The organism is Mycolicibacterium anyangense, assembly GCF_010731855.1.
Taxonomy (GTDB): Bacteria; Actinomycetota; Actinomycetes; order Mycobacteriales; family Mycobacteriaceae; genus Mycobacterium; species Mycobacterium anyangense.
Window position 1 is genome coordinate 5,506,074 of record NZ_AP022620.1, and the last position, 25,697, is coordinate 5,531,770.

Sequence of the window (25,697 nt, forward strand, 5' to 3'; positions counted from 1 at the left end):
CGGCCAGGAGGACACTGTTCGCATGTCGAACGGTGGGTCGGCCGCCGGTGTGCTGCTTGCCGCCGGAGCCGGTGTCCGCTATGGGATGCCGAAAGTGCTTGCCGCACAGGGCAAGTGGCTGTCCTCAGCGGTGGCGGCGCTGTCTGGCGGTGGTTGCGGCGATGTGATCGTGGTGTTGGGTGCGGCGGTGGTGGATGTGCCGCCGCCGGCCCGAGCGGTCGTGGCCACGGACTGGCAGCGGGGGATGGGCGCCTCGTTGCGGGCTGGTCTGCGCGCGACCGGCGACGCCCGCTACGCGGTGGTGCTCACCGTCGACACCCCCGATATCGGTGCCGAGGTGGTGAACCGGGTGCTGGCCGCGGCGCGGGAATCGGATTCCGGGATCGCCCGGGCGACCTACGCCGGCAGACCCGGGCATCCGGTCGTCATCGGACGGCGGCACTGGGCTGGCGTGCTGGAGACGCTGCACGGCGACGAGGGCGCTCGGCGGTTCCTGGCTGCCCGCACCGATGTGGTGGCCGTCGACTGTGCAGACCTGGCGACCGGCGTCGATATCGACGAACCCTAGATTCCGAACGCCTCTGCGAACCGGCCTACCGCGTCGGTGGCCACCGCGGTGGCCTGCTCATGACCGGCTCGCGCCCGACTGGCCACCGCGCCGGTACTCGGGTCGAGGGTCACCTCGGCCAGCATCTCCCCGGTGGTCGGCTCGCACACCGCCCACGAGTAGCCGGTGTCGGACGCCCACGCGGCCAGGCTCTGCTCGACGTAGTCGACCCGCGACTCACCGAGATCGGCGAGCGCAAACCGGTCATCGATACGCTCATCGGCGCGCAGTGCGCGCAAATACCAAGCGCCGGCGTTGATTTCGACGGGCTCCACCTCAGCTACGCCGACCGTAGAGAAGCATGCCGACCACCGGCAGCGCCAGCCAGGCCAGCCAGCCGTGCGGCACCAGCATGGTGAACCCGAGCGCGATCAATGGGATCACCGCCATCGCGATGGCCCGCCAGTCACGGGTGTGCTCGGCGCCGGCGACCGGTGTGACGGGCAGGTCGGCAAAGATCGGTTGCAGGTCGGCGCGGGTGAGCGCGGCGCTGACCGCCGCGCTGCGTTCGGAGAACTCTTCCGGTGTCAGCCGTCCCTCGGAGAACTGCTTGCCGAGCAGTTGCAACGCATCCTCGCGTTCGGCCGTGCCGATCCGCACCCGTTCGGTTTCCTCGCCCACGGGGTACATCATGCTCCATGAAGATCGTCGTCTGTGGTGCCAGCGGTCAGATCGGCACCGCGGTGTCCGAGTTGCTGACGTCCGAAGGCCACACCGTGGTCCCCGCGTCCCGCACCACCGGCGTCGACGTACTGACCGGTGGCGGTGTCGCCGAGGCGCTCGCCGGCGCCCACGTGCTGGTCGACGTCCTCAACTCGCCGTCGTTCGACGACGAACCCGTGATGGAGTTCTTCAGCACCGCCACCCGCACCCTGGTCGAGGCGGCGAGGGCAGCGGGCATCGGGCACTACATCGCGCTGACGATCGTCGGCGACACCCGCCTGCCCGACAGTGGGTATCTGCGGGCCAAGGTCGCCCAGGAGACGCTCATCGAGTCCTCCGGCGTGCCCTACACCATCGTGCGGGCCACCCAGTTCCACGAGTTCGCCGACATGATCGTCGACTCGATGACCGACGGCGACGTCGTCCGGGTGCCGCGGGCTCGCATCCAGCCGATCGCGGCCCGGGAGGTCGCCGCGCATGTCGCCCGGGCCGCCGTGGGGTCGCCGGCGGGTGTGGTCGAGATCGGGGGACCGGACATGATGAGCTTCGCCGATCTGGCACGTACCGTGCTGGCCCGCCGGGGCGTCCATCGTGACGTCGTCGTCGATCCGGACGTCACCTACTTCGGGGCGCATGTCGACGACGACAGTCTGGTCACCGGTCCTGGCGCGGTGCTCGGATCGGTTCCCTTCGCCTGAGGGACTACTCGCTGCGGCGCAGCACCGCCAGAACGGTCAGCGCAAGGATCTTGGCGTCCAGGGCCAGCGACCAGTTCTCGATGTAGAAGTTGTCCCATTCGGCCCGGTCGGCAATCGAGGTCTGCCCCCGCAGCCCGTGTACCTGCGCCCAGCCGGTCATGCCGGACTTGACCCGATGCCGCTCGCCGTAGCGCCGGATCTGGGCCTCGAAGACTTCGACGAATTCCGGCCGTTCGGGGCGCGGGCCAACCAGGCTCATCTCGCCCTTGAAGACGTTGATCAGCTGGGGCAGTTCGTCCAGCGACGTCGAGCGCAATACCTTGCCGATGGTCGTTCTGCGGTCCACGCCTTCCACACCGCCCGGCGCGGCCCCGCTCTTGAGCTCGAAGACGGCGTCGGCGGCCGACGGCGGCCGCATGGTGCGGAATTTCAGGCAGTCGAAGACTCGGCCGTCGCGGCCAACCCTGGGCTGCCGGAACAGGATCGGGCCGGGAGAACTGAGCCGGACCAGCATCACCAGGGTCAGGAACACCGGCGAGATCAGCAGCAATCCCAGTGCGCCGCACAGCCGGTCCAGTGCGTGTTTGACGGTGAACTGCCACCCGTGCGGATTGGTCCGCGGCATCGAGAACAGCGGCAGCCCGCCGAGGTGCTCGATGGTCGAGCGCTCGCCGATGACATCGAACATCCGCGGTACCACCCAGACCCGCGCGCCGGTCCGATGCGCCAACCGCACGACCCGGGCCAGCAGTTCGTCCTGGGTACGGGAGAAGGCGATGACGATCGCTTCGGCACCGGTCTGCAGGACCGCGTCCTCGATGGTGTCCGGTGAACCGATGCGGGGAACACCGGGCACCGACTCGCCGTGCAGTGGGTGCCACGGCGAGTCGGTGTCCAGCAGCCCGATCGGCAGCAACCCGTATTCGGGAAAGGCCGCCAGCCGTTCGATGATCTGGTGCGCGACGATACCGTTGCCGACGATCAGGGTCGGCGACAACAGATGACCGCCGGCCCGAAGGCGCCGTTGGACGGTGGCCCGGATCAGGCGGCCGATCAGGATGGCGGCGGTGGCTGACAGCCAGAGCTTGGCCACCAGATGCTCGGGATGTTCGGTCCGGCCGGCCAGGACGATGCCGACGCAGAGCAGAACCATGGCTGCCAGGGCCACCGAGGCGATCACCGGACCGATCTCGTGGATGAACCGCCGGTTCAGCCGACGGCGGTACATCCCGCGCACTGCCATCACGGCGATCACGGTGGGGACGAACAGCGCCATCAGCCACGTCGGTACCCGGGAACCGGACACGGCCGTCGTCCACAACACCACGAGCAGCACAGCCACGGTGGCCGACAGCACGTCGATACCAACCGTCACGGTCGTGCTCAGCGGATCCTGGCGGATCAGCGCGGCGAATCGCCGCGGTGCCACAACGGTACTGGCGGCAGCACGCACCGACGAGTCATCCGATGGGGTGGTCCCCACTGACATGATTCGCTCGTTTCGCCGCCCGACCCACTGACGAGCAGCGTATCTGTTTGCGAACGCAGCTACTTTGAGGCGGCCGGGCGCGTCCCGAGACGTCCGGGTGCAGTGACCTACTTGATCTCGCAGAGAACCGTGCCCTGCGTGATCGCAGCACCGGCCTCGGCCGACAATCCGGTGATGACGCCGTCCTTGTGGGCGGTGACCGGGTTCTCCATCTTCATGGCTTCCAGCACCACGACCAGGTCACCGGCGGCGACCTCCTGGCCCTCTTCCACAGCCACCTTCACGACGGTGCCCTGCATCGGCGCCGTCACGGCGTCACCGGATGCGGCCGCAGCGCCGTGCGCACCGCGCTTGCGGGCCTTCGGCTTCTTGCGGATCACACCGGACTCGGCGGCACCGCCACCACTGCCCAGCGCGAGGTCGCCAGGCAGGGACACCTCGACGCGACGGCCGCCGACCTCGACGACCACCTTCTGGCGAGGCTGAGCCTCTTCCTCGTCGACAGGGCCACCGCCGGTGAACGGCTCGATGGTGTTGTTCCACTCGGTCTCGATCCACCGGGTGTGCACCGTGAAGCCGTTCTCATCACCGATGAACGCCGGATCGCTGACCACGGCGCGGTGGAACGGGATGACGGTGGCCAGGCCTTCGACGGTGAACTCGTCGAGTGCGCGGCGGGCGCGGGCCAGTGCCTGGTCGCGGTTGGCGCCGGTGACGATCAGCTTGGCCAGCATCGAGTCGAACTGACCGCCGATCACCGAACCGCTCTCCACACCGGAGTCCATCCGCACGCCCGGACCGGTTGGCGGGTTGAAGGTGTTGACCGGGCCCGGTGCGGGCAGGAAGCCGCGACCGGCATCCTCACCGTTGATGCGGAACTCGAAGGAGTGGCCGCGCGGTTCCGGATCCTCGGTGATCTCCAGGGCCTCGCCGTTGGCGATGCGGAACTGCTGGAGCACCAGATCGATGCCGGAGGTCTCCTCGGTGACCGGGTGTTCCACCTGCAGGCGGGTGTTGACTTCGAGGAACGAGATCAGGCCGTCCTGGCCGACCAGGTACTCCACCGTGCCGGCGCCGTAGTAGCCGGCTTCCTTGCAGATCCGCTTGGCGGACTCGTGGATCTCCTTGCGCTGCGCCTCGGTCAAGAACGGCGCGGGCGCCTCCTCGACGAGCTTCTGGAAGCGGCGCTGCAGCGAGCAGTCGCGGGTTCCGGCGACGACGACGTTGCCGTGCTGGTCGGCGATCACCTGCGCCTCGACGTGCCGGGGCTTGTCGAGGTAGCGCTCCACGAAGCACTCACCGCGACCGAACGCGGCAATGGCCTCACGGGTGGCCGACTCGAACAGCTCAGGGATTTCTTCGAGGGTGCGGGCCACCTTCATGCCGCGACCACCGCCACCGAAGGCCGCCTTGATGGCGACCGGCACGCCGTACTCCTTGGCGAAGGCCACCACCTCGTCGGCGTCCTTGACCGGATCCGGCGTGCCCGGTACCAGCGGAGCCTTGGCGCGCGCGGCGATGTGGCGCGCGGTGACCTTGTCACCCAGGTCGCGGATGGACTGCGGGCTGGGGCCGATCCAGATCAGCCCGGCGTCGAGTACGGCCTGGGCGAAGTCGGCGTTCTCCGAGAGGAAGCCGTAGCCGGGGTGGATCGCGTTGGCGCCGGACTTGGCGGCCGCGTCGAGGATCTTGCCGAAGTCGAGGTAGGACTCGGCCGAGGTCTGCCCGCCCAGGGCGAAGGCCTCGTCGGCGAGCCGCACGTGCGGTGCGTCGGCGTCGGGTTCGGCGTAGACGGCCACACTGGCCAGACCGGCATCTCTGGCCGCCCGGATCACACGGACGGCGATCTCACCGCGGTTGGCGACGAGGACCTTCGAGATGGTCTGGTTGGGCGTCTGAGTGGGCACCGCGCCTCCTGCTTCACGTGATCTTAAGAACGTTCTTTAAAAATAGGTTCGCACGGCAGTGTAGGCGGCGCCTAATCGACTGGGACCAGCCGGTACCCCTACTAATGAGTAAGTTAAGACCTACTAACGAGTAAGTTCAGCCCGCTTCGCGCAGACGCCGCTTGATCCTGGCCAGCATCGCCGACATTCCGCGCAGCCGAAGCGGACTGATGAGCGCCGCCAGGCCCAGTTCGGAGTAGAAATCGTCCGGCACGGCGAGGATGTCGGCGGCCGGTTGGCCGTCCAGACCGGCGGCCAGGATCGAGGCGAACCCGCGTGTCGTGGGCGCCTCGGCCGGCGCGCTGAAAAACAACCGCACGTGCTCGGTGTCGGTCGCGTCGACATGTAGGAACAGTGGTGATTGGCACTCCGGTACCGGTTCCATGGCCGCCTCTTCGAGGTCGGCGGGCAGTGCCGGCAGATCGTTGGCGAACTCCAGCAGCAACGTCAGCTTGTCCTGACCCTGGACGTCGGCGAAGTCGGAGACCACCTCGGCCAGGGCGGCCGGCATGCTCATACCGAACCCGGTACCGGACCCGGTTCTTCGCCGGCCACGATCGGCACCCGCACCGTGTTGCCCCACTCGGTCCAGGAGCCGTCGTAGTTGCGCACGCCCGGGATGCCCAGCAGGTAGGTCAGCACGAACCAGGTGTGGCTGGAGCGCTCGCCGATCCGGCAGTAGGCGATGATGTCGTCTCCCGGCTGGACGAATGAGTACACGTCGTCCAGCGCGGCGCGGGTGCGGAAGCGCCCGCTCTCGTCGGCAGCCTTGGCCCACGGCACCGACACCGCGGTCGGGATGTGACCGCCGCGCAGCGCGCCTTCCTCCGGGTAGTCGGGCATATGGGTGCGCTCACCGGTGTACTCCTGCGGGGACCGCACGTCGATCAGGGTCGACTGGCCAAGGGCGGCCAGCACATCGTCCTTGTAGGCGCGGATGGCGGCGTCGTTGCGCTCGACGACGGGATAGCCGGAGGTGGTCTTGCTCGGGACGTCCAGCGTGGTGTCGCGGCCGTCCGAGATCCACAGATCGCGCCCGCCGTTGAGCAGGCGCACATCCTGATGGCCGAAGAGGGTGAACACCCACAGCGCGTAGGCGGCCCACCAGTTGCTCTTGTCGCCGTAGATCACCACGGTGTCGTCGCGCGAGATGCCCTTGCGGTTCATCAGTTCCGCGAACTGTTCACCGTCGATGTAGTCACGCACGTTCGGATCGTTGAGGTCGGTGTGCCAGTCGATCTTGACCGCACCGGGGATGTGGCCGATGTCGTAGAGCAACACGTCTTCGTCGGACTCCACGATGGCCAGGCCCTTGGACCCGAGGTGAGCCGACAACCAGTCGGCGGTGACCAAGCGCTCGGGGTGGGCGTAGTCCTTGAGGGAGGGGCTGGGATCTGCGGGAAGCGGCACGAGACGAGCCTACCGCCGATCAACCCACCGGATTGGCGCCCCAGAGTTCGCCGATGGACAGACCGAGGGTGGTGAACATCTCATGGGTGATTGCCAGGCCCAGGCCCACCACGTTGGACGGGTCGCCGTCCACGCCGTCGAGGAACCAGCCACCGAGTCCGTCCAGGGTGAAGGCCCCGGCGACCTTCAGTGGTTCGCCGGTGGCGATATAGGCGGCCAGATCGGCGGCATTAGGGGTGGAGAAGCGCACCGTGGTGACCGCGGCGCGGGTTTCGGTGCGGGTGGCCGTGCCGTCGAGCACCCGGATGGCGCAGTGCCCGGTGTACAGGTGCCCCTCCCGGCCTGCCATCGAATTCCATTGCTGCGCAGCGATTTCCGGCGTTCCCGGTTTGCCGCGCAGCTGGCCATCGACGTAGAGCATCGAATCACAGCCGATGACAACACAATCCGCGGCGACATCATCGTCGAGGTTGTCGCGGACCGCCTCGGCCTTGGCTCGAGCCAGGGCATTGACCACATCGCCCGGGTCGGCACCCGGGCCCAGGCGCGCCACGATGGCGTCCTCGTCGACGCCCGACACCACCACCAGCGGATCGATCCCGGCGTGCCGCAGCACCCGTAGGCGACCTGTCGAGGCCGAACCGAGAACGACTCGGGTCATGCGCTAGCGACGCATGTGGGTCCGGCTGAGCAGCGTCACCCGCTGCCAGCTGGTCACGGTGTAGCGCAGCTTGTCGACCGGGTGGCCCCAGAGGTTGATCTCCTGGGGTCCCGGATCGGGCCGTCCGCCGCTGGCACCGGCCAGCACCGTCACCAGGGCGGCGATCTCCTCGTCGGTCGGGTTACCCCGGTCGATGCGGATCTCGGGCACGCCCGGCTCCGGATTGTCCAGCGTGATGTCGCGTGGGTCGCTGAACTCGGTGATGTCCTCGTGCTTCACAGCGCGGACCCTTTCGTCAGAGGCACAGCGGTCAGAGCGGGATGTTGCCGTGCTTCTTCGGCGGCACCTGGGCGATCTTGCGCTCCAGCAGACGCAGGGCGGTCGAGATGTAGCCGCGGGTGTGCGACGGCGGGATCACCGCATCGACGTAGCCACGCTCGGCAGCGACGTAGGGGTTGACCAGGGTGTCCTCGTAGGTCTGCTGAAGCTCCAGGCGCAGCGCATCGACATCGTCGCCCTTGGCTGCGGCCTCCTTGAGCTGCGAGCGGTAGACGAACCCGACCGCACCCGAGGCGCCCATCACCGCAATCTGGGCGGTGGGCCAGGCCACCACCACGTCGGCGCCCATGTCCTTGGAGCCCATCACGCAGTAGGCGCCGCCGTAGGACTTGCGGGTGATCACCGTGATCTTGGCGACAGTGGCCTCGCCGTAGGCGTACAGCAGCTTGGCGCCGCGGCGGATGATGCCGTTGTACTCCTGGTCGGTGCCGGGCAGGAAGCCCGGGACGTCGACGAGCAGGACGATCGGGATGTTGAAGCAGTCGCAGGTCCGGATGAACCGGGCCGCCTTCTCCGAGGCGTTGATGTCCAGGCAGCCGGCGAACTGAGTCGGCTGGTTGGCCACGATGCCGACCGTGCGGCCGTCCACCCGGCCGAAGCCGACCAGGATGTTGCCCGCGTAACCGGCCTGAACCTCGAGGAACTCGTCGTCGTCGAGGATGCGCGAGATGACCTCGTGCATGTCGTACGGCTGGTTCGGGGAATCCGGGATCAGCGTGTCCAGATCCAGGTCCTCGTCGGTGAGGTTCTCCTCGATGGCGCCCGGATGCGGCGGCGCCGGGAAGCGCGGCGGCTCGGCGTAGTTGTTGGGCGGCAGGTAGCTGAGCAGGTCGCGGACGTAGTCCAGGGCATCCTGCTCGCCGGAGGCGACGTAGTGCACGGTGCCGGACTTGGCCATGTGGGTGTGGGCGCCGCCCAGTTCCTCCATGGTGACGTCCTCACCGGTGACGGTCTTGATGACGTCGGGGCCGGTGATGAACATCTGGCTGGTCTGGTCGACCATGATGACGAAGTCGGTCAGCGCGGGGGAGTAGACGTGGCCACCGGCCGCCGCACCCATGATCAGCGAGATCTGCGGGATCACGCCGGAGGCCAGGATGTTGTTGCGGAAAATCCGGCTGTACAGGCCGAGGGAAACCACACCCTCCTGGATGCGGGCGCCGGCGCCGTCGTTGATGCCGATCAGCGGGCGGCCGGTCTTGATGGCCAGCTCCTGGATCTTGACGATCTTCTCGCCGTAGACCTCGCCGAGGCTGCCGCCGAACACGGTGGCGTCCTGGCTGAAGATGCAGACCTCGCGGCCGTCGATGGTGCCGTAGCCGGTCACCACGCCGTCGCCGAGCGGGCGGTTGCTCTCCAGTCCGAAGTTGGTGGAGCGGTGCTTGGCCAGCGCGTCCAGCTCGACGAACGAGCCCTCGTCGAGCAGGGCGAGGATGCGCTCGCGCGCGGTGAGCTTGCCCTTGGCGTGGACCCGGTCCACGGCGTCTTCACCCACCGGGTGCAGCGCTTCTTCGGCGCGCTTGCGGAGGTCGGCCAGCTTGCCGGCCGTCGTGTGGATGTCGATCGTGTGCTCGGCCGCCGGTTCCTTAACGCTCGTCATGGGTGACGATGGTATCTGCAACCTTAAGGAGGCGCTAAGGGCGCCTTGCTGTCGCCGTGGAGTCTTGCGATCCGACCTGCTGTGCCGTAGGAGATGACCATGGGATATCCCGAGAATGTGCTGGCCGACGACGAGCAGGTGGTCCTGCATCGGCACCCGCACTGGAAGCGGCTGATCGCACCCGTGCTGGTGCTGTTGATCACCACCGCCGCGGCGGCGTTCGTGGCGGCTCTGGTCAATCGGACCGGCTGGGACCCGACTGCCAAGAAGGTGCTCTACATCGTTATCGCGGCGATCTGGGCGATCCTGGTCGGCTGGTTGACCCTCTGGCGTTTTTTCACTTGGCTGACAACACATTTCGTCATCACCGACCGACGGGTGATGTTCCGGCACGGCTTGTTGACGCGCACCGGCATCGACATTCCGCTGGCCCGGGTGAACAGCGTGGAGTTCCGGCACGGACTACTGGACCGGATGCTGCGCACCGGCACCCTGATCATCGAATCGGCGTCGCAGGATCCCCTGGAGTTCTACGACATTCCGCGCGTAGAACAGGTGCACTCACTGCTGTATCACGAAGTCTTCGACACCCTGGGCTCGGAGGAATCCGACAGCCGCGCGTCACGCAGGTTGGCCCCGCCCGCGGATTGACCGAGCCCGCCACGACGCCGCCGCCGCAGCGGGGTGACGTTTCCGGTCTCGTACTCGTCTTCCAGGACTTCGGCCAAGCCGCCCGCGGTCAGCGATTCCAGTGCCTTGTCCGATTCGCCGGCGAGTTCGTCGGGGAAGACCCAGCGCCGGAACGCCCAGAACCGGAACGCCATCTGCAGCAGGTTGCCGATGATGTAGGCCGAGATGAAGTCGGCGATGTTCTCGACGGTGAGCGAGACATGCGGCACCCGCAGTTCCAGCACATAGCTGGAGAACCACAGCGGGGCCATGCTCAGCAGGACGCCCACGCCGCTGAACGCGAAGAACAGCAGCGCCTCGTGGCTGCGCTCGCGGCCGCCGCGGTTGCGGAAGCTCCACTCCCGGTTGAGCACGTAGGACGCGATCACCGCGACGATGCCGGCGATGACCTTGGCGGTCACCGGCTTGGGCTCGAGGATCGTCAGCTTCAGCGTGTAGAAGATCGCCGAATCGATGACGAACGTCGTGGCGCCGACGATCGCGAACTTGATGAGCTCGTGATGCCGCTCGGCGAAGGGCCGCATCGGCCGGGGGAGCCGGGCGATGGTGGCATCAGCGAAAGACACAAGGGACGAGTCTACGGAAATCGGGCCAGGTGTGCCTAAAGCACCGGTGCCGCGCAGGTCTGACACCATGATGGCCGTGCCGAACGACTCCAGACCGCCGATTGTCGCCATGGTGGGTGGCGGACAGCTGGCCCGGATGACCCATCAGGCCGCGATCGCCCTCGGCCAGAGTTTGCGGGTACTTGCGGTCAGCCCCGACGACCCGGCCGCCCAGGTGGCCCCCGACGTGGTGATCGGTGCCCACACCGACCCCGAAGCCCTGCGTAAGGCCGCTTCCGGGGCCTCAGCCCTCACCTTCGACCACGAGCACGTTCCGACCGAACTGCTCGAGATGCTGGTTGCCGAGGGTGTGACGGTCGCGCCGCCCCCCGAGGCGCTGGTGCACGCTCAAGACAAGCTGGTGATGCGGCGCAAGCTCGAGGCGCTCGGCGCGCCCATCCCGCGGTTCACCGCGGTCTCGGGCATCGAGGACGTCGACGCCTTCAGCGAACACATCGGCGGCGCCCCGATCGTCGTCAAGACCGTGCGCGGCGGCTACGACGGGCGCGGTGTGGTGCTGACCCGCGACCTGGCGCATGCCCGTGCGACCGTCGAGGGCTACCTGGCCGACGGGGTGGCCGTGCTGCTCGAGGAGCGGGTCGCCATGCGCCGCGAACTGTCGGCGCTGGTGGCCCGGTCACCCTTCGGGCAGGGCGCAGCATGGCCGATCGTGGAAACCGTTCAGCGCGACGGCATCTGCGTGACGGTGCTGGCGCCGGCTCCTGGCCTGCCTGACGAGGTGGCCGCCGAAGCCGAGCAGCTCGGGTTGCGGCTGGCCGCCGAACTGGGCGTGGTCGGAGTGCTGGCGGTCGAACTGTTCGAGACCACCGACAGGGCACTGCTGGTCAACGAGCTGGCGATGCGCCCGCACAACTCCGGGCACTGGACCATGGACGGCGCGGTCACCAGCCAGTTCGAGCAGCACATCCGGGCGGTGCTGGACTACCCGCTCGGCGACACCACGGCGATCGCGCCGGTGACAGTCATGGCCAATATCCTTGGCGCACAAGAGGAACCATCGATGGGTGTCGACGAGCGGCTGCACCACCTGTTCGGGCGCATCCCGGAGGCCAAGGTGCACCTCTACGGCAAGGCGGCCCGGCCGGGCCGCAAGGTGGGTCACGTGAACGTCGTCGGCACCGACCTGGACCGGGTTCGGGAACGGGCGGAACGGGCGGCACACTGGTTGTCGCACGCGCAATGGACCGACGGATGGGATGGACACGCATGACCCAACAGCCGGTGGTCGGCGTGATCATGGGCAGCGACAGCGACTGGCCCGTGATGGAGGCCGCCGCGATCGCATTGGCCGAGTTCGAGGTGCCCTTCGAGGTGGGCGTGGTCTCGGCGCATCGCACACCCGGCCGGATGTTGGACTACGCGCGCGGCGCGGCCGATCGTGGCATCAAGGTGATCATCGCCGGCGCCGGTGGCGCCGCCCACCTGCCGGGCATGGTGGCCTCGGCCACGCCGCTGCCCGTGATCGGCGTGCCGGTGCCGCTGGCCAAACTGGACGGCATGGACTCGCTGCTGTCGATCGTGCAGATGCCCGCCGGGGTGCCGGTGGCCACGGTGTCGATCGGCGGCGCACGCAACGCTGGACTGCTGGCGGTGCGGATCCTGGCCGCCGCGGATGTGACGTTGCTCAAGAAGATGCAGACCTTTCAGGACGACCTCGAGGCCCAGGTGCTGGCGAAGGATCGTGCGTTGCGGGAGCGATTACTCGGTGAGTGACGCTCGCGGTAAAGTTACCGCCGAGTAGCAAGGAGGCTGTGATGGCTGGGAACCCCGATTTCGACGTATTCAAGTTGCCCGAGGAGCATGACGAGCTGCGGGCCGCGATCCGCGCGCTGGCGGAAAAGGAGATCGCTCCGCACGCCGCCGATGTCGACGAGAACTCGCGCTTTCCCCAGGAGGCCCTGGAGGCGCTGAACGCTTCGGGCTTCAACGCCGTCCACGTGCCGGAGGAGTACGGCGGTCAGGGTGCGGACTCGGTGGCGGCGTGCATCGTCATCGAGGAGGTCGCCCGGGTCGACGCATCGGCATCGCTGATCCCCGCCGTCAACAAGCTGGGGACGATGGGTCTGATCCTGCGCGGGTCCGACGAGCTGAAGAAGAAGGTACTGCCGGAGATCGCCGAAGGCGCGATGGCCTCCTACGGGCTGTCCGAGCGCGAGGCCGGCAGCGACGCGGCGTCGATGAAGACCCGCGCCAAGGCCGACGGTGACGACTGGATCCTCAACGGCGCCAAGGCCTGGATCACCAACGGCGGCAAGTCCACGTGGTACACCGTGATGGCGGTCACCGACCCGGACAAGGGCGCCAACGGCATCTCGTCGTTCATGGTCCACATTGACGACGAAGGCTTCTCGATCGGCCCCAAGGAGCGCAAGCTCGGCATCAAGGGATCGCCGACCACCGAGCTGTACTTCGAGAACTGCCGGATCCCCGGGGACCGGATGATCGGTGAGCCGGGCACCGGTTTCAAGACGGCACTGGCCACCCTGGACCACACCCGCCCGACCATCGGTGCGCAGGCCGTGGGTATCGCCCAGGGCGCGCTGGATGCCGCGATCGCCTACACCAAGGACCGCAAGCAGTTCGGTTCGTCGATCTCGGACTTCCAGGGCGTGCAGTTCATGCTCGCCGACATGGCGATGAAGGTCGAGGCGGCCCGGCTGATGGTGTACTCGGCCGCGGCGCGTGCCGAACGCGGTGAGGGCAATCTCGGGTTCATCTCCGCGGCCTCCAAGTGCTTTGCCTCCGATGTGGCCATGGAGGTCACCACCGACGCCGTGCAGTTGTTCGGTGGCGCCGGCTACACCGTGGACTTCCCGGTCGAGCGGATGATGCGCGACGCCAAGATCACCCAGATCTACGAGGGCACCAACCAGATTCAGCGCGTGGTGATGTCACGCGCGCTGCTGCGCTGAGCTCAGTCCGCTGAGCGAAGGTGGGTGATGTCGCCCGCCGACACCGTCACGACCTCGGTGCCGGTGTCGATGAGCAGTCGGCCCAGTTCGTCGATCCGTGTTGCGGTGCCGATGATCTCGCGGTCGCCGGGCAGAATGGCCCGGACCCGGCTGCCCAGCGTGCTGCTGGTGCGCCGGTAGTCCTCGACCAGGCCGTCGTCCGGGCCCTGCGCCTGCTGCCAACGGTGGATGCGGCTGCTCAGCTCCCGCAGGATCGTGCCCACCAGCTGCTCGCGGTCGAGCATGGTGGCGCCGAGCATCTGCAGTGAGGTGGCCCGCGGGTCGGGGGCCTCGTCGGCGGTGAGGGTGACGTTGAGGCCGAGACCGACGACGATCACCGGGTCGGGTGCGGCGACCTCGGCCAGGACGCCGGCTAGCTTGCCGATGCCGACCAGAACGTCGTTGGGCCACTTGACGCCGGCCGCGATGCCGGTGGTGCTCCGGACCGCCTCGACCAGAGCGACGCCGGTGAGCAGGGGCAGCCAACCCCAGCCCGCCGGCGGTACGGCTGCGGCGTCGACGCCGATCGACAGGGCGATCTGCGAGCGCGGCGGCGCCGACCAGCTGCGGCCGTTGCGGCCGCGTCCGGCGTTCTGGTGCTCGGCGAGCAGCACTGCGCCGGTGATGTTTTCGCCGGCGGCGTGGCGCGCTAGCAGATCGGCGTTGGTGGAGCCGGTGTCGGTGACCACGTCGAGGTGGCGCACGGGACCGTCGGACCCCACGAGGCTGGCGCGCAGGGCGGCCGGGTCAAGCGGTGGGCGTTGCATGAATGGGGAACTTACTGAAGACGAGGGTCAGTCGGAGCGGCCCGATCCGGTTGGTGAGTTCTTCGTAGGTGCGCGCCCGCAGCGCGTCCTGGTCATCGACGGTCATGGTGCCGGTGTAGGACACCCGCAGATCGACCTCCGTCGCCTTGCCCCGGCTGATCGCAAGCGAGTCGACGAGGGTGAGTTCGTGGCTGAGTTCGTGGGCGTGTTCTTCGGAGACGGCGGCGATCGCGGCGCGCACCGCGTCGTCGAGCTCGGGGTCGGCCCGCCGGCCCGAGAGGCGACCGAATTCCAGACGGATCTGCCGGATCGGATCACCCACCAGCAGGGCGCAGAGGATCAGCACGATGATGCTGTCGGCGATGTCCTTGATGTCGAAGGTGGCTGAGGTCAGGAAGGTGCCCTCCGGCAGGACGGCGACCAGCAGTAGCGAAGCGCAGATACCGCCGCTGATGAAGGCCTCCATCTTCGCGGCGGTGGCTTCCACTTTTAGCAGGGAGGACGCGCCGTTGACCGAGCGGTTGTTGCGCTCGTGGTTCCACTTGAGGCCGAAGCAGATCAGCACGCACACCGCGGTGTAGACGGCGGCCACCCCGAATTCGGGCTCCGATCCCTCCCGGGTGATCAGGTAGTCGATCACCTTGATCGAATTCGTCACCACCCCGACGATGACGACGCCCATGATCATCAACGACCGGAACAGTGCGTAGAGGTTTTCCAGGGCCAGGCGACCGTAGGGGCTGTCGACATCGGCCGGCTTGGATGCGGTGACGGCCAACCGGGCGGCGATGAAGGCGGCTGCCGCGTTGATCAGCGAGATGACGCCGTCGAGTTGGGTGGCCGACACCCGGGTGACGGCGTAGACCGCAAAGCCCAGGACGGCCAGGAAGAGCATCGTGTACATGTAGGCGTACAGGCTGCGCCGTTCGGCCTGCAGAACCGCGGCGTTGCTTGGTCCGGTGGTCATCGGTCCCGGGTCACCTTCTCGGTTTCCCGTCGCCGATCCAGTGCTGCGGGGTCGGGGTTGGCCACCTGAACCAGCGAGGCTCCGGCGAGGAACACCGCCAGCAGGTTGTCGACGATCTCCTGCGGTGTCGACCAGGGCAGCGACGACATCACCCGATCCCTGCCGCCCAGACCGGAAGAAGCTGCGGAATCCGTTGCCAGGGCCACGATCTCGTCGACCGAACGGCCGTCGAGCGCTGCGCCCGGGTTAGCCTCACCGACCACCTGATCGCCGTGCACCCGCACCGCGGTGGCGTAGTCGGTCACCCCGATCGGCAGATCCGGTACCGGCTTGCCGAACGGATCCAGCGACAGCACGGCCACCTCGCCGCCGGCGACGGCGTCGTCTGCCTCATCGAGGCGCTCAAGGGTGCACAGCGCGACATCCGAGGTGCCGTCGAGCACCACCTCCGCGCCGATCCACCAGATACCCAGCAGCACCGCCGCGGTCTGCCAGTGCGCCGGCAGCAGCACGGCGACCCGCGATCCCGCCCCGGCGCCGAGCTCGTCGCGTAACAGGTTGGCGGTCTTGGCCGCCCAGTTCGCCAGTGTCACCGTCGACAGTTCGATACGTTCGCCGGTGGCGTCGTCGTAGTAAGTGATCCGTGGCCCCATCGGATCAGCACGCAACAGCGGATCCAGTACGGCGTCAGCGAGATTCATCAGTTGACGCACTTGGGGTCGTCGGACCCCGCGGTGATGATGGGCGAGGGCGGGGGAGGGGTGGCGTCACCGGCCTGACCGGCCGCCTGGTCGACCGTCGCTGCCGTCGGCAGTGTGCCGTCCAGCCCAGAGCCGGGGCCACTGTAGTCCGATGCCAACACCACTCGCACCGTGCCCGCCGGGATCGACTCGTCGGCGGCGACCGGCAGGCCACCGAGTTCCTTGGCGACCGCCTGGGCGCCCAGATCGTCTTCCTTGGCGGCCTGGACCTGGCTCTTGACCACGTGGTCCTTCTCGTTGTTGCCGACGTTGCCCGCGGTAAATCCCTTGGTGGTCAACACGTCTGACACCGCCGCGGCCAGACCGTTGATATTGGTGTCGTTGATCACCTCGACCGTGGTCTGCGCCGGCGAGTAGGCCACCTTCTCCGTCTTGCCCTCGGCCTGGTCGTGCAGCAGGCCCGACACCCACTGCTGTACTTGGCTCGGGTCGACCCGCACCACCGACTGCATCCCGTCGTCGCTCCAACCGGCCTCGTCGAGCACCGGGATGGTGGCGAACGCCACGTTGCCGCCTGCCAGGTTCTGCAGTTGCTTGACGAAATCCATGATGTCCCAGCCAGAGGAAATCACCACCGACCGCTGGATCGCGTCCTGCAGCTTGTTCAGCGTTGCCGGGCTGGTCAGCGTCTTACTCGAAATGACCTGGTGGGCAAGCGAAGCCATCACCACTTGCTGGCGCACCACCCGGTCCAGGTCGCCGCGCGGGAGCTCGTGGCGTTGGCGGACAAAGCTCAGCGCCTGTGCGCCGTTCAGCTTCTGCCAGCCGGCCGGAAAGTCGGCGCCCGAAAGAGGCTCGTAGACAGCGTCTTTGAGGCACACATCGACGCCGCCCAGGGCGTCGGTGATCAGGGCGAAGCCCAGCAGGCCGATCTCGGCGTAGTGGTCGACGGTGACGCCGGTGAGGTCGGCTACGGTCTTGATCAGTGCTTCACGGCCCGCTTCGACAGCCTTGGGTTCGGCCTCGGAGGGGTCGACACCTTGCTGTTCGACGAGCTCCTTCATCTTCTCGAGCTTGACCTGGCCGTAGACGCCGTTGATCTTGGTCTTGTCCAGCCCGGGCGCTTTGACGTAGGAGTCGCGCGGGATCGAGATGGCCGTCGCGGACTTCCCGTTGTTCGGGATGCGCACCAGGATGATCGTGTCGGTGTTGGTGGACACGTCGTCACCGGCATGCAGCGTGGCCAACTCGTCGGCCGACAGCGGGTTGCCGTGGGCATCGGTGCGGCTGTCCATGCCGACCAGCAGGATGTCGATCGCGCCGTCATCCTCACCGCCGCCGCCGAGTGCGGCGGTGCTGATGTGGAAGATGCCGTCCTCGAACGAGCGGATCTTGCCCCAGGCGACGCCGGTGCCGACCATCACCATCACCGCGATCAACGCCAGCACGGTGCGAGCCACCCGCCGGGCGCCCGTCACTGCATCGGTGTCAGCAGGCATCAGCCCAGGCTACTGGCGAGAAGGGCGCATACCCGGTAGCCCAAACCGGCGTGCCAGACTCGAAGTCATGGGCAGGCGGATCGTCATCACCGGTGCCGGCGGCCAGGTCGGGGGATTTCTCGCAGGTGAGGCCGCCCGCCGCGGCTTTGAGGTAGCCGCGTGGACCCATCGCGACTGGGACATCACCGACCCACAGGCCGCGCAGCGTTGTGTGGCCCCCGATGACCTGGTGATCAACTGCGCGGCGGTGGCCAACGTCGACGCCGCCGAGGCCGACCCGCAGCGAGCGCACGCCGTGAACGTCACCGGTCCGGAGAACCTCGCACACGCCTGCGCGCGGGTGGGCGCCCGACTGGTGCACGTCTCCACCGATTACGTCTTCGGTGGTGAGAAACGTCACCCGTACGACATCGGCGACGCGACGAACCCACTGAGCGTGTACGGCCGCAGCAAGCTTGCCGGGGAACTCGCGGTGCTGGCGGCCCAGCCCGATGCCGTCGTCGTGCGCACCTCCTGGGTGTACACCGGCGGGTCCGGCAACGACTTCGTCGCCGTCCTGCGTCGGCAGGCCGCAGGCGGTGACACCGTCGATGTGCCCGACGACCAGATCGGCTCGCCCACCTACGTCAAGGACCTGGCCAACGCGCTCATCGAGGCTGGTGAGGGCAGTATTCGCGAACCGATCCTGCATGCTGCCAATCACGGAGCAGTCAGCCGCTACGAGCAGGCGCGCGCCGTCTTCGAAGAACTCGGTGCCGACCCGGGACGCGTCCGACCGGTGCGGCCGGGCGAGTCGGCGCGGCGTGCCCGCCGGCCTGGCTACTCCGCGCTGTCGATGGCGACGTCGGTACGGGCCGGCCTCACCCCGCTGCGGCCGTGGCGTCAGGCTCTTGCCGAGACGCTTGCCCAGCCACTCGCCGACTGACCGCTAACCTCTACGCCGTGACCTCCACCCGCCCGCTCACTGTCGTGACGGTGACGTACTCGCCGGGGTCACATCTGGACCGCTTTCTGTCGTCGCTGACCGTGGCCACCGACCGGCCGGTGACCGTGGTGATGGCCGACAACGGATCGGTGGACGGCACGCCCGAGGAAGCCGTCGAGCGCTATCCGGGCACCACGCTGCTGCGGACCGGCGGCAACCTGGGCTACGGCAGCGCGGTCAACCGCGCGGTCGCGACGGTGCCCGTCGATGACGAGTTCGTCATCGTGGCCAACCCGGACGTGGTGTGGGGCCCGGGCAGCATCGACGCGCTGCTGGACGCCGCGGAGCGCTGGCCGCGGGCCGGAACGCTCGGGCCGCTGATCCGGGACCCGGACGGCTCGGTGTACCCGTCGGCGCGCCATCTGCCCAGCCTGATCCGGGGCGGTATGCATGCGGTGGTCGGATTCGCCTGGAAGAACAATCCCTGGACCAGGGCCTACCGCCAGCAATACCTCGAGCCCAGTGAACGGCCGGTGGGTTGGCTTTCGGGCTCCTGTCTGCTGATCCGCCGCGCGGCGTTCGAGCAGGTCGGAGGCTTCGACGAGCGCTACTTCATGTACATGGAGGATGTCGACCTCGGTGATCGGATCGGCCGGGCGGGCTGGCTCAACATCTATGTCCCGGCGGCGGAGATCCTGCACGACAAGGGACACTCCACCGGACGTGATCCCGCTCGTAACCTGCGGGCTCACCACGACAGCACCTACATTTATCTCTCCGACCGCCATTTCGGATGGTGGCGGGCACCGCTTCGGTGGACGATGAAGGGCGCGTTGAAGGTGCGCTCACGGGCAGCGGTACGCAAGTCGAAACGGGACCGGGGGAAAGGGGTGGACGCTCGGTGAGCGATATATCTTCGGCCGCGGCTGATGCCGGACTCCGTCCGGCCGATGTCGATGCGGTCGTTCTCGTCGGAGGCAAGGGCACCCGGCTGCGGCCGCTGACACTGTCGGCCGCCAAGCCGATGCTGCCCACCGCGGGCCTGCCGTTCCTGACCCATCTGCTGTCACGGATCGCCGCGGCCGGGATCGAACACGTCATCCTGGGCACGTCGTACAAGGCCGCGACATTCGAGAACGAATTCGGCGACGGCTCCAAGCTGGGCCTGCAGATCGAATACGTCACCGAGGAGCACCCGCTGGGCACCGGCGGTGGCATCGCCAATGTGGTGCCCAAGCTGCGCAACGAAACGGTGATGGTGTTCAACGGCGACGTTCTCTCGGGGATGGATCTGCGCGACATGTTGACCGCGCACCATTCTCGGGAAGCCGATCTGACCCTGCACCTGGTGCGGGTCAGCGATCCGCGGGCATTCGGCTGTGTGCCCACCGATACCGACGGCAGGGTGACGGCCTTCCTGGAGAAGACCGAGGATCCGCCGACCGACCAAATCAATGCCGGCACATACATTTTCAAGCGCGAGATCATCGACCGCATCCCTCGCGGGCGTGAGGTGTCGGTGGAGCGCGAGGTGTTCCCGGGGCTGCTGGCCGACGGGGTCAAGGTATGCGGCTACGTCGACTCCAGTTACTGGCGTGACATGGGGACACCGGAGGACTTCGTCCGTGGCTCAGCGGATCTGGTTCGCGGGCTTGCACCCTCGCCGGCCCTGGGCGGGCGGCGCGGGGAGAGCCTGGTGCACGACGGTGCCTCGGTGGCGCCGGGCGCGGTGTTGATCGGCGGTACGGTGGTGGGCCGTGGTGCCGAGATCGGGCCGGGTGTGCGTCTGGACGGCGCGGTGATCTTCGACGGCGCCAAGATCGAAGCCGGGTCGGTGGTGGAACGCTCGATCATCGGCTTCGGTGCTCGGATCGGGCCGCGCGCGCTGATCCGCGACGGCATCATCGGCGACGGTGCCGACATCGGTGCGCGCTGCGAGCTCCTGCGCGGGGCACGGGTGTGGCCCGGCGTGCTGATCCCGGACTGCGGCATCCGCTACTCGTCGGACATCTAAGTTCCGGCGCCGAGTGGCCACTTGCGTCACGCTTTTGGGCTAATTCTGCAGCGCAAGTGGCCATTCGCGGCGCGTTGTGGATGGCGGGAACGCGAGTGGGCTCTGCCATGACAGTGTGCCGTCGTGGCAGAACTCGAGATCCCGTTCCGAGGGTCGACCGCACTGGCCGCCGGTCTGCTGAACCGGCGATCGCTTGCCCGTGACTACTGGGCAATCCATCGCGATGTTTACTTGCCGCGCGGCATAGCGGTGACTCCCGTGATCAAGGCGCGGGCGGCGTTCCTCTGGTCGGGTAGTGCAGCGACGGTCGCCGGGCTCTCGGCGGCCGCGTTGTTGGGATGCCGTTGGATTGACGATCATCACCCAGCCGAGCTCATTCGCCGGAACGGTAAACCGGTGACAGGCGTCCTCATCCATCGCGACGAACTCCGAGCCGACGAGATTCTCCGGATCGGTGACACTCCGGTGACAACACCGGCACGGACTGCGTTCGACCTCGGCCGCCGGCCAGGCGTCGATACGGCAGTGATCCGCCTCGATGCGTTGTGCAACGCCACCGGTCTGCGGCCCACGGCTATTGACGAGGTGGCTACCCGCCATCGTGGTGCTCGAGGCGTTGCGCAGCTTCGGCAAGTGCTCGGGTTGGTCGACCCTGGGTCGGAGTCTCCACCGGAGACCCGGACCCGGCTGCTGTTGATTCGTTCCGGGCTGCCCACGCCGACGACGCAGATCAACGTCTACGACGACTACGGACACTTCGTGGCGAGGCTCGACATGGGCTGGCAGGACTGGAGGGTTGCGGTGGAGTTCGATGGCGCCCAGCACTGGACCGACGCGGCTCAGCGGTCGAAAGACATCAATCGCCTGGCAGATCTGGAGGCGTGTGGGTGGCGCATCATCCGCGTGAGCTACGACCTGCTGCGCAACGGCCCCGCTGTGGTCGTCGACCGCGTTCTAGCCGCACTGGCCGCGGCCGGTTGCCCTATCGAGCGGCCACTTATGCCACGGTTTTCCCGCGAACGCGTGTCATAAGTAGCCACTCGGCGGAAAAGTCAGGGCTACGCTCACCAGGCGCTTCAGCGCGCTGTCGGTGCCGGGCGGCAGGTCATCGGCGGGCCACCAACGCAGATCCAATGACTCGTCGCTGATCGCGATCTGCGCATCCGCCGGCGCGCGGGCGATGAACTGCAGATCGAGATGGCGGGTCGGCACACCCAGCGAGCACGTCAGGGCATGGACGTGGATGGCGCCGAGGTCGGCGTCGATGCTCAGCCCGTCGATGCCCGACTCCTCGGTGGCTTCCCGCAACGCTGCAGCCATGATGTCGGAATCCTCGTCCTCGCAATGGCCGCCAAGCTGAACCCACCGCCCCAGGCGGGGATGCAGGGTGAGCAGCACCTGGTTGCCGGAGTCCGCGACCACCAACGCCGATGCGGTGACATGTCCAGGCACACAACTGCGTTGGCAGGCGTCCGGGCGGGCCAGCACGAACGCCAGCACCGCCTGACGCAGTGCGTCCTGATCGTCAGAGGGCGCCTGCCATGCGGTCAACAGCTCGATCGTCGACTCGCGGACGCTCATCGCCGCACCAGCAGATCGTCCACCGCGGCAGGCCCGCGCGGTTCGGACGGTTCGGCGGGATGTCCGATAGCGATGGCGCCCAACGGCTCCCAGTCCGCGGGCAGGTCGAGCGTCTCGCGCACCAGATCAGGTGCGAAAATCGTCGAACCGATCCAGCAGCTGCCCACCCCGCGGACAGCCAGCGCCACCAGCAATCCCTGAACAGCTGCCCCGACCGCCACGGTGAACATCGTGTGCTCGGCTGCGCTGCGCGCCGGATCCGGATAGCTGTGTGCGCCTTCGGGAACCAGGAACGGAATCACGACCTCCGGTGCGTCGTAGAGGATCTGCCCACGGGCGACCCGCTTCTCGACGCTCTCGGCGGGCCGGCCGTCACCGGTCAGGTCAGCGCGCCAGGCATCCTTCATCCTGTCCAGCAGCGTGATGCGCCTGCCGCGATCCTGCACCCAGACGAATCGGACCGGGCGGGTGTGGTGCGGCGCGGGCGCGGTCAAGGCCTCGGCGACCGCTTCCTCGATCAGCACCGGGTCGACGGGCTCGTCGGCGAACCGGCGGACCGAACGGCGTAGCAGCTGAGCTTGGCGGCGGCCCAGCTCGATCGACTCGGCGGTGCCGAGCCAGAACAGGTCGTCCTCGCCGCCGCGCAGCAGCCGGGCCGCAGTCGACCCGTCGTCGGCCAGCCGGAGTCCGCGCACCACCGCGATCGGCACCGCGGTGAGCTTGCCCTTCACCAGGTCTGCGGCTGCGGCGATCTCGTCGGCGACGGCGACTTCGGTCACCACCAACTCGTTTCCGTGGGCATCGACGGCACCGGCATAGCCGTAGAGCACCGGCAGCCCGGCCGCACCGATCGCGGCATCGGTTTGCCCATTGCGCCACGCCCGGCCCATGGTGTCGGTGATCAGCACGCCCACGTCGACACCCAACTGCTCGCGCAGTGCCGAGCGCAGGGCGGCCGCGCTTGCGTCCGGGTCCACCGGGAGAAGCGCCAATTCCGTTGTCCCGATGTTGGACCCGTCGACCCCGGCGGCCGCTTGCACCAGACCGTTGCGGTTCTCGGTGATCAGGGTCTTGCCCTTGCGGGCCAGCACCCGCACCGCCTCGTCGTCGATCAGCCTGCGGCGCAGCGCGTCCCGTTCCTCGGGATCGGCGGGCGCGGACACGATGCGCCCCTCACACTTGGAGACCACCTTGCTGGTGACCACCAGGATGTCGCCGTCGCGCAGCCAGGACGCCGCGCCTGCCACCGCCGCAACGAGGTCGTCACCTGGCCGGAATTCGGGAAGCCCGGTGACGGGCAGGATCTCGATCGGCGCCGCGCTGCCATGCTCGATGCTCGGCCGCGCCGTCGGGCTCGAGCCGATGCTCACGGCGTCACGCCCGCGAGTTCCAGTCCGGCGCGCACCATCTCGGCCGTCGCATCCGGATCCGACATCAACAGGGGAATGGCTGCCGTCGTCACACCCGGGATGTCGGCGTGATCCGTCTCCGAGATCAACCAGTAGTCCAGGATGCCGGTTGCCGAGCGCGCACCGTAGTGCCGCCCGACGGCCTGTGAGGAGGTCTCGACGCCGATCACCGATAGGCATTCGTCAGCCATGCCCCGCAATGGCTTTCCGGCGATGATGGGGGAGTAGCCCACCACCGGTGCTCCGGTGGAGCGCAACGCGGCGCGGATACCCGGGATGTTGAGGATCGCACCGATACTGACGACCGGGTTCGACGGCGCCAACATGACGACGTCGGCCTCGGTGATCGCGTCGGCGACACCTGGCCCGGCTTTGGCGGTTTCAGCGCCGACGAACGCGAAACTGTGGGTGGGGACCTGGGCGCGGTAGCGGACCCACCACTCCTGGAAGTGAATTGCCGCACGGTCACCGGTCTGCGGATCGTCGATCACCACGTGTGTTTCGCAACGGTCGTCGCTGGCCGGTAGGAGCCGGGCACCCGGCGACCAGCGGTCGCACAGCGCTTCGGTCACCTGTGACAGTGGATATCCCGCCCGCAGCATCTGACTGCGCACCAAATGGGTGGCCAGATCGCGGTCGCCCAGTCCGAACCAATCCGGCTGCACACCATAGGCGGCGAGTTCCTCTTTGGCGTTCCAGGTCTCGTTGCGGTGACCCCACCCCCGTTCGGGGTCGATCCCGCCGCCCAGGGTGTACATGCAGGTGTCCAGATCTGGGCAGATCCGCACACCGTGCATCCACGCGTCGTCGCCGATGTTGACCACCGCGGTGAGCTGGTGATCAAGATCGCTTGCGGCTGCGGATAACTGGCCGGCGAATTGGCCCAAACCGAGCAGTCGTTGCACCCCGAGGAGGAATCGGGCGCCTCCCACGCCGCCGACCAGAACGGTGATCTTCACACCGACCGACACTAGGCGGTCGGCTGTTGGGCCGTGCACTCGGTCACGATCGCGTTACCTCCGTGACACGCCGGGGCATCGACTCGCCGAATTGTCCGAGGAAAGTGGTATCAACTTCTGTCCTTTCGCTTGACCGCACAGGCCGAGGCGTGTCTAATCACATCAGTGTCATTTCGCGGTCCACCTGCCGTTTTCGGTGTCGCAGACCGAGATTCGACCAAATGTTCGAATGGGATGGCCACACTCGAATAGTGGGCGACAGCAGATCTACGAAACCAGGTGAGGAGGCGGGAATGTCCTATCAGCACTTCATTGGTGCGCTCGGGGCGCCGCACACCATTACTGGCTCGGAGAACACGGGGGTAACGGCGCGCGCTCACCTGAGTTTGGTGCCTGATCCCGTCGATGTGATTCCGATGGAGCCGGGCGACGAACAATGGCAGGAGAAGGCGCTGTGCGCCCAAACCGACCCGGAGGCGTTCTTTCCTGAGAAGGGCGGCTCCACCCGTGAGGCCAAGCGAATCTGCTTGGGCTGCGAGGTGAAGGATGCGTGCCTCGACTATGCCCTCGCGCATGACGAGCGCTTCGGCATCTGGGGCGGGCTCTCCGAACGGGAGCGTCGTCGCCTCAAGCGCGGCATCATCTGACGCGCTAATCCTCTTCCAGGCTCGGGTCGATCACGGTGGGTTCGACCCCGAGATAGGTGGCCACTTGAGCCACCAGGATGTCATGCAACAGATCAGTGAGATCGATCGAGTCTTTGGCTCGTCGCTCGATCGGCTTGCGGAACAATACGATTCGCGCGCGCGTCGGGTTGCCCCGGACGTCGACGCCGGCCGGGATCAACCGCGCCAGCGCGATCGGTCCGTCAGCCACCACTTCGGGCGGCCACTGCACACTGTCGGGGTCCTTCGGAGCGATCCGGGGGATCTCGTCGACGGCGACGTCCAGCGCAGTGAGCCGCTGTTGCCAGCGGCGCTCGATGGGCTCGTAGGCTTCCAGTACTGCCATATCGAAGCGTTCGGCGCGGCTGCGCCAGCCGGGAACTGTCGGCGGCAGCAACGGGCCGCGCATCTCGCGCCCACGTCGTGAGCTTGCGGAACCCCCGGAACCACCACCTCGGCGGGAACTGCGGGAATCGGCCACGCCAGCGATCGTAACGGTTGGGAATCGACGGCCCCGCCGCTGCGCGTGT

Annotated in this window: 29 protein-coding genes; 11 read left to right on the forward strand and 18 right to left on the reverse strand. The window is 67.7% G+C overall.

Annotation, left to right across the window (positions count from 1 at the left end):
* Positions 1 to 22 precede the first annotated feature (22 nt).
* The gene (locus G6N35_RS26000; protein ID WP_163807223.1) at positions 23 to 568 is read left to right on the forward strand and encodes a nucleotidyltransferase family protein; all 546 of its coding nucleotides are present in this window, start codon (positions 23 to 25) and stop codon (positions 566 to 568) included.
* On the opposite strand, the gene G6N35_RS26005 is transcribed toward G6N35_RS26000, so the two are convergent.
* Positions 565 to 882, reverse strand: a complete 318-nt coding sequence (locus G6N35_RS26005) for a hypothetical protein (RefSeq protein WP_163807224.1) — start codon at positions 880 to 882, stop codon at positions 565 to 567. The genes G6N35_RS26000 and G6N35_RS26005 overlap by 4 nt on opposite strands.
* Position 883: 1 nt before the next feature.
* Positions 884 to 1,228: a DUF1707 SHOCT-like domain-containing protein gene (locus tag G6N35_RS26010; RefSeq protein WP_246224516.1), complete on the reverse strand. Its 345-nt coding sequence runs from the start codon at positions 1,226 to 1,228 to the stop codon at positions 884 to 886.
* 17 nt (positions 1,229 to 1,245) lie between these two features.
* Between G6N35_RS26010 and G6N35_RS26015 the strand changes: the two genes are divergently transcribed.
* Positions 1,246 to 1,968: an SDR family oxidoreductase gene (locus G6N35_RS26015; RefSeq protein WP_163807225.1), complete on the forward strand. Its 723-nt coding sequence runs from the start codon at positions 1,246 to 1,248 to the stop codon at positions 1,966 to 1,968.
* 4 nt (positions 1,969 to 1,972) lie between these two features.
* On the opposite strand, the gene G6N35_RS26020 is transcribed toward G6N35_RS26015, so the two are convergent.
* The 7 genes from G6N35_RS26020 to G6N35_RS26050 all read right to left on the reverse strand — a co-directional run bounded on the left by G6N35_RS26020 (position 1,973) and on the right by G6N35_RS26050 (position 9,413).
* A complete protein-coding gene (locus G6N35_RS26020) occupies positions 1,973 to 3,457 on the reverse strand; it encodes a sugar transferase (RefSeq protein ID WP_163807226.1) in 1,485 nt (494 codons plus the stop codon).
* A 107-nt stretch (positions 3,458 to 3,564) separates the two neighbouring features.
* The gene (locus G6N35_RS26025) at positions 3,565 to 5,364 is read right to left on the reverse strand and encodes an acetyl/propionyl/methylcrotonyl-CoA carboxylase subunit alpha (protein WP_163807227.1); all 1,800 of its coding nucleotides are present in this window, start codon (positions 5,362 to 5,364) and stop codon (positions 3,565 to 3,567) included.
* Between the two features lie 136 nt (positions 5,365 to 5,500).
* Complete coding sequence (locus G6N35_RS26030; protein WP_179967425.1) at positions 5,501 to 5,920, reverse strand: SufE family protein; 420 nt, start codon at positions 5,918 to 5,920, stop codon at positions 5,501 to 5,503.
* Positions 5,917 to 6,813 (reverse strand): sulfurtransferase, encoded by an 897-nt coding sequence (locus tag G6N35_RS26035; protein WP_163807228.1) that lies wholly within the window; start codon positions 6,811 to 6,813, stop codon positions 5,917 to 5,919. The genes G6N35_RS26030 and G6N35_RS26035 overlap by 4 nt, the downstream gene beginning before the upstream one ends.
* A 19-nt stretch (positions 6,814 to 6,832) precedes the next feature.
* Positions 6,833 to 7,474 carry a Maf family protein gene (locus G6N35_RS26040; protein WP_163807229.1) on the reverse strand — a complete coding sequence of 214 codons (642 nt, stop codon included), beginning with the start codon at positions 7,472 to 7,474 and terminating at the stop codon, positions 6,833 to 6,835.
* 3 nt (positions 7,475 to 7,477) lie between these two features.
* On the reverse strand, positions 7,478 to 7,753 hold the full coding sequence (locus tag G6N35_RS26045) for an acyl-CoA carboxylase subunit epsilon (RefSeq protein WP_163807230.1): 276 nt from the start codon (positions 7,751 to 7,753) through the stop codon (positions 7,478 to 7,480).
* 31 nt (positions 7,754 to 7,784) lie between these two features.
* A complete protein-coding gene (locus tag G6N35_RS26050) occupies positions 7,785 to 9,413 on the reverse strand; it encodes an acyl-CoA carboxylase subunit beta (RefSeq protein WP_163807231.1) in 1,629 nt (542 codons plus the stop codon).
* Positions 9,414 to 9,512: 99 nt separating this feature from the next.
* Between G6N35_RS26050 and G6N35_RS26055 the strand changes: the two genes are divergently transcribed.
* Positions 9,513 to 10,064, forward strand: coding sequence for a PH domain-containing protein (locus G6N35_RS26055; protein ID WP_163807232.1), 552 nt, complete (start codon positions 9,513 to 9,515; stop codon positions 10,062 to 10,064).
* Here G6N35_RS26055 and G6N35_RS26060 read toward each other — a convergent pair.
* Entirely contained in the window at positions 9,986 to 10,669 is a 684-nt protein-coding gene (locus tag G6N35_RS26060) for a GtrA family protein (protein WP_179967426.1), read from the reverse strand. The genes G6N35_RS26055 and G6N35_RS26060 overlap by 79 nt on opposite strands.
* Positions 10,670 to 10,736: 67 nt before the next feature.
* Here G6N35_RS26060 and G6N35_RS26065 point away from each other — a divergent pair, with 67 nt between their 5' ends.
* From G6N35_RS26065 to G6N35_RS26075, 3 genes are read left to right on the forward strand one after another with little or no spacing between them, the layout of a single operon-like run.
* Entirely contained in the window at positions 10,737 to 11,939 is a 1,203-nt protein-coding gene (locus tag G6N35_RS26065) for a 5-(carboxyamino)imidazole ribonucleotide synthase (protein WP_163807234.1), read from the forward strand.
* Positions 11,936 to 12,442, forward strand: coding sequence for a 5-(carboxyamino)imidazole ribonucleotide mutase (gene purE, locus G6N35_RS26070; protein ID WP_163807235.1), 507 nt, complete (start codon positions 11,936 to 11,938; stop codon positions 12,440 to 12,442). The genes G6N35_RS26065 and purE overlap by 4 nt, the downstream gene beginning before the upstream one ends.
* 41 nt (positions 12,443 to 12,483) lie before the next feature.
* Positions 12,484 to 13,641 (forward strand): acyl-CoA dehydrogenase, encoded by a 1,158-nt coding sequence (locus G6N35_RS26075; RefSeq protein ID WP_163807236.1) that lies wholly within the window; start codon positions 12,484 to 12,486, stop codon positions 13,639 to 13,641.
* A 2-nt stretch (positions 13,642 to 13,643) separates the two neighbouring features.
* Here G6N35_RS26075 and G6N35_RS26080 read toward each other — a convergent pair whose 3' ends face one another.
* The 4 genes from G6N35_RS26080 to G6N35_RS26095 are packed head-to-tail and all read right to left on the reverse strand — an operon-like array spanning position 13,644 to position 17,542.
* Entirely contained in the window at positions 13,644 to 14,447 is an 804-nt protein-coding gene (locus tag G6N35_RS26080) for a biotin--[acetyl-CoA-carboxylase] ligase (protein WP_163807237.1), read from the reverse strand.
* Positions 14,428 to 15,414: a cation transporter gene (locus G6N35_RS26085; RefSeq protein WP_163807238.1), complete on the reverse strand. Its 987-nt coding sequence runs from the start codon at positions 15,412 to 15,414 to the stop codon at positions 14,428 to 14,430. Before G6N35_RS26085 ends, G6N35_RS26080 begins: the two co-directional genes overlap by 20 nt.
* A complete protein-coding gene (locus G6N35_RS26090) occupies positions 15,411 to 16,115 on the reverse strand; it encodes a TIGR03089 family protein (protein WP_407664590.1) in 705 nt (234 codons plus the stop codon). Before G6N35_RS26090 ends, G6N35_RS26085 begins: the two co-directional genes overlap by 4 nt.
* Positions 16,115 to 17,542: an LCP family protein gene (locus tag G6N35_RS26095; protein WP_246224711.1), complete on the reverse strand. Its 1,428-nt coding sequence runs from the start codon at positions 17,540 to 17,542 to the stop codon at positions 16,115 to 16,117. The genes G6N35_RS26090 and G6N35_RS26095 overlap by 1 nt, the downstream gene beginning before the upstream one ends.
* 139 nt (positions 17,543 to 17,681) lie before the next feature.
* On the opposite strand from G6N35_RS26095, the gene rfbD reads away from it, so the two are divergent.
* The 4 genes from rfbD (at position 17,682) to G6N35_RS26115 (ending at position 21,585) form a co-directional block, all read left to right on the forward strand.
* Positions 17,682 to 18,539 (forward strand): dTDP-4-dehydrorhamnose reductase, encoded by an 858-nt coding sequence (gene rfbD, locus G6N35_RS26100; RefSeq protein WP_163807241.1) that lies wholly within the window; start codon positions 17,682 to 17,684, stop codon positions 18,537 to 18,539.
* Between the two features lie 17 nt (positions 18,540 to 18,556).
* Positions 18,557 to 19,444 carry a glycosyltransferase family 2 protein gene (locus G6N35_RS26105; protein WP_179967427.1) on the forward strand — a complete coding sequence of 296 codons (888 nt, stop codon included), beginning with the start codon at positions 18,557 to 18,559 and terminating at the stop codon, positions 19,442 to 19,444.
* A gap of 5 nt (positions 19,445 to 19,449) precedes the next feature.
* Positions 19,450 to 20,553, forward strand: a complete 1,104-nt coding sequence (gene manB / locus G6N35_RS26110) for a mannose-1-phosphate guanylyltransferase ManB (protein ID WP_163807951.1) — start codon at positions 19,450 to 19,452, stop codon at positions 20,551 to 20,553.
* Between the two features lie 123 nt (positions 20,554 to 20,676).
* A complete protein-coding gene (locus tag G6N35_RS26115) occupies positions 20,677 to 21,585 on the forward strand; it encodes an endonuclease domain-containing protein (RefSeq protein WP_163807242.1) in 909 nt (302 codons plus the stop codon).
* Here the strand turns inward: G6N35_RS26115 and G6N35_RS26120 are convergent.
* From G6N35_RS26120 to cofD, 3 genes are read right to left on the reverse strand one after another with little or no spacing between them, the layout of a single operon-like run.
* Positions 21,580 to 22,134, reverse strand: coding sequence for an NUDIX hydrolase (locus G6N35_RS26120; protein WP_163807243.1), 555 nt, complete (start codon positions 22,132 to 22,134; stop codon positions 21,580 to 21,582). The genes G6N35_RS26115 and G6N35_RS26120 overlap by 6 nt on opposite strands.
* Positions 22,131 to 23,498: a coenzyme F420-0:L-glutamate ligase gene (locus G6N35_RS26125; protein ID WP_163807952.1), complete on the reverse strand. Its 1,368-nt coding sequence runs from the start codon at positions 23,496 to 23,498 to the stop codon at positions 22,131 to 22,133. Before G6N35_RS26125 ends, G6N35_RS26120 begins: the two co-directional genes overlap by 4 nt.
* Positions 23,499 to 23,500: 2 nt before the next feature.
* The gene (gene cofD, locus G6N35_RS26130) at positions 23,501 to 24,502 is read right to left on the reverse strand and encodes a 2-phospho-L-lactate transferase (protein ID WP_163807244.1); all 1,002 of its coding nucleotides are present in this window, start codon (positions 24,500 to 24,502) and stop codon (positions 23,501 to 23,503) included.
* Positions 24,503 to 24,795: 293 nt separating this feature from the next.
* Between cofD and G6N35_RS26135 the strand changes: the two genes are divergently transcribed.
* Positions 24,796 to 25,149 (forward strand): WhiB family transcriptional regulator, encoded by a 354-nt coding sequence (locus G6N35_RS26135; RefSeq protein WP_163807245.1) that lies wholly within the window; start codon positions 24,796 to 24,798, stop codon positions 25,147 to 25,149.
* A gap of 4 nt (positions 25,150 to 25,153) precedes the next feature.
* Here G6N35_RS26135 and G6N35_RS26140 read toward each other — a convergent pair whose 3' ends face one another.
* Positions 25,154 to 25,576: a metallopeptidase family protein gene (locus tag G6N35_RS26140; RefSeq protein ID WP_163807246.1), complete on the reverse strand. Its 423-nt coding sequence runs from the start codon at positions 25,574 to 25,576 to the stop codon at positions 25,154 to 25,156.
* Positions 25,577 to 25,697: the final 121 nt, after the last annotated feature.

Bases quoted from the DNA above. Each gene is read 5' to 3' on its own strand.
- G6N35_RS26095 (WP_246224711.1), bottom strand. From the start codon at position 17,542: ATGGTGATGGTCGGCACCGGCGTCGCCTGGGGCAAGATCCGCTCGTTC.
- G6N35_RS26075 (WP_163807236.1), top strand. From the start codon at position 12,484: ATGGCTGGGAACCCCGATTTCGACGTATTCAAGTTGCCCGAGGAGCAT.
- G6N35_RS26015 (WP_163807225.1), top strand. From the start codon at position 1,246: ATGAAGATCGTCGTCTGTGGTGCCAGCGGTCAGATCGGCACCGCGGTG.
- G6N35_RS26080 (WP_163807237.1), bottom strand. From the start codon at position 14,447: ATGCAACGCCCACCGCTTGACCCGGCCGCCCTGCGCGCCAGCCTCGTG.
- G6N35_RS26085 (WP_163807238.1), bottom strand. From the start codon at position 15,414: ATGACCACCGGACCAAGCAACGCCGCGGTTCTGCAGGCCGAACGGCGC.
- G6N35_RS26050 (WP_163807231.1), bottom strand. From the start codon at position 9,413: ATGACGAGCGTTAAGGAACCGGCGGCCGAGCACACGATCGACATCCAC.
- G6N35_RS26065 (WP_163807234.1), top strand. From the start codon at position 10,737: ATGATGGCCGTGCCGAACGACTCCAGACCGCCGATTGTCGCCATGGTG.
- G6N35_RS26135 (WP_163807245.1), top strand. From the start codon at position 24,796: ATGTCCTATCAGCACTTCATTGGTGCGCTCGGGGCGCCGCACACCATT.
- G6N35_RS26040 (WP_163807229.1), bottom strand. From the start codon at position 7,474: ATGACCCGAGTCGTTCTCGGTTCGGCCTCGACAGGTCGCCTACGGGTG.
- rfbD (WP_163807241.1), top strand. From the start codon at position 17,682: ATGGGCAGGCGGATCGTCATCACCGGTGCCGGCGGCCAGGTCGGGGGA.
- G6N35_RS26020 (WP_163807226.1), bottom strand. From the start codon at position 3,457: ATGTCAGTGGGGACCACCCCATCGGATGACTCGTCGGTGCGTGCTGCC.
- purE (WP_163807235.1), top strand. From the start codon at position 11,936: ATGACCCAACAGCCGGTGGTCGGCGTGATCATGGGCAGCGACAGCGAC.
- G6N35_RS26090 (WP_407664590.1), bottom strand. From the start codon at position 16,115: ATGAATCTCGCTGACGCCGTACTGGATCCGCTGTTGCGTGCTGATCCG.
- G6N35_RS26140 (WP_163807246.1), bottom strand. From the start codon at position 25,576: ATGCGCGGCCCGTTGCTGCCGCCGACAGTTCCCGGCTGGCGCAGCCGC.
- G6N35_RS26030 (WP_179967425.1), bottom strand. From the start codon at position 5,920: ATGAGCATGCCGGCCGCCCTGGCCGAGGTGGTCTCCGACTTCGCCGAC.
- G6N35_RS26055 (WP_163807232.1), top strand. From the start codon at position 9,513: ATGGGATATCCCGAGAATGTGCTGGCCGACGACGAGCAGGTGGTCCTG.
- G6N35_RS26120 (WP_163807243.1), bottom strand. From the start codon at position 22,134: ATGAGCGTCCGCGAGTCGACGATCGAGCTGTTGACCGCATGGCAGGCG.
- G6N35_RS26000 (WP_163807223.1), top strand. From the start codon at position 23: ATGTCGAACGGTGGGTCGGCCGCCGGTGTGCTGCTTGCCGCCGGAGCC.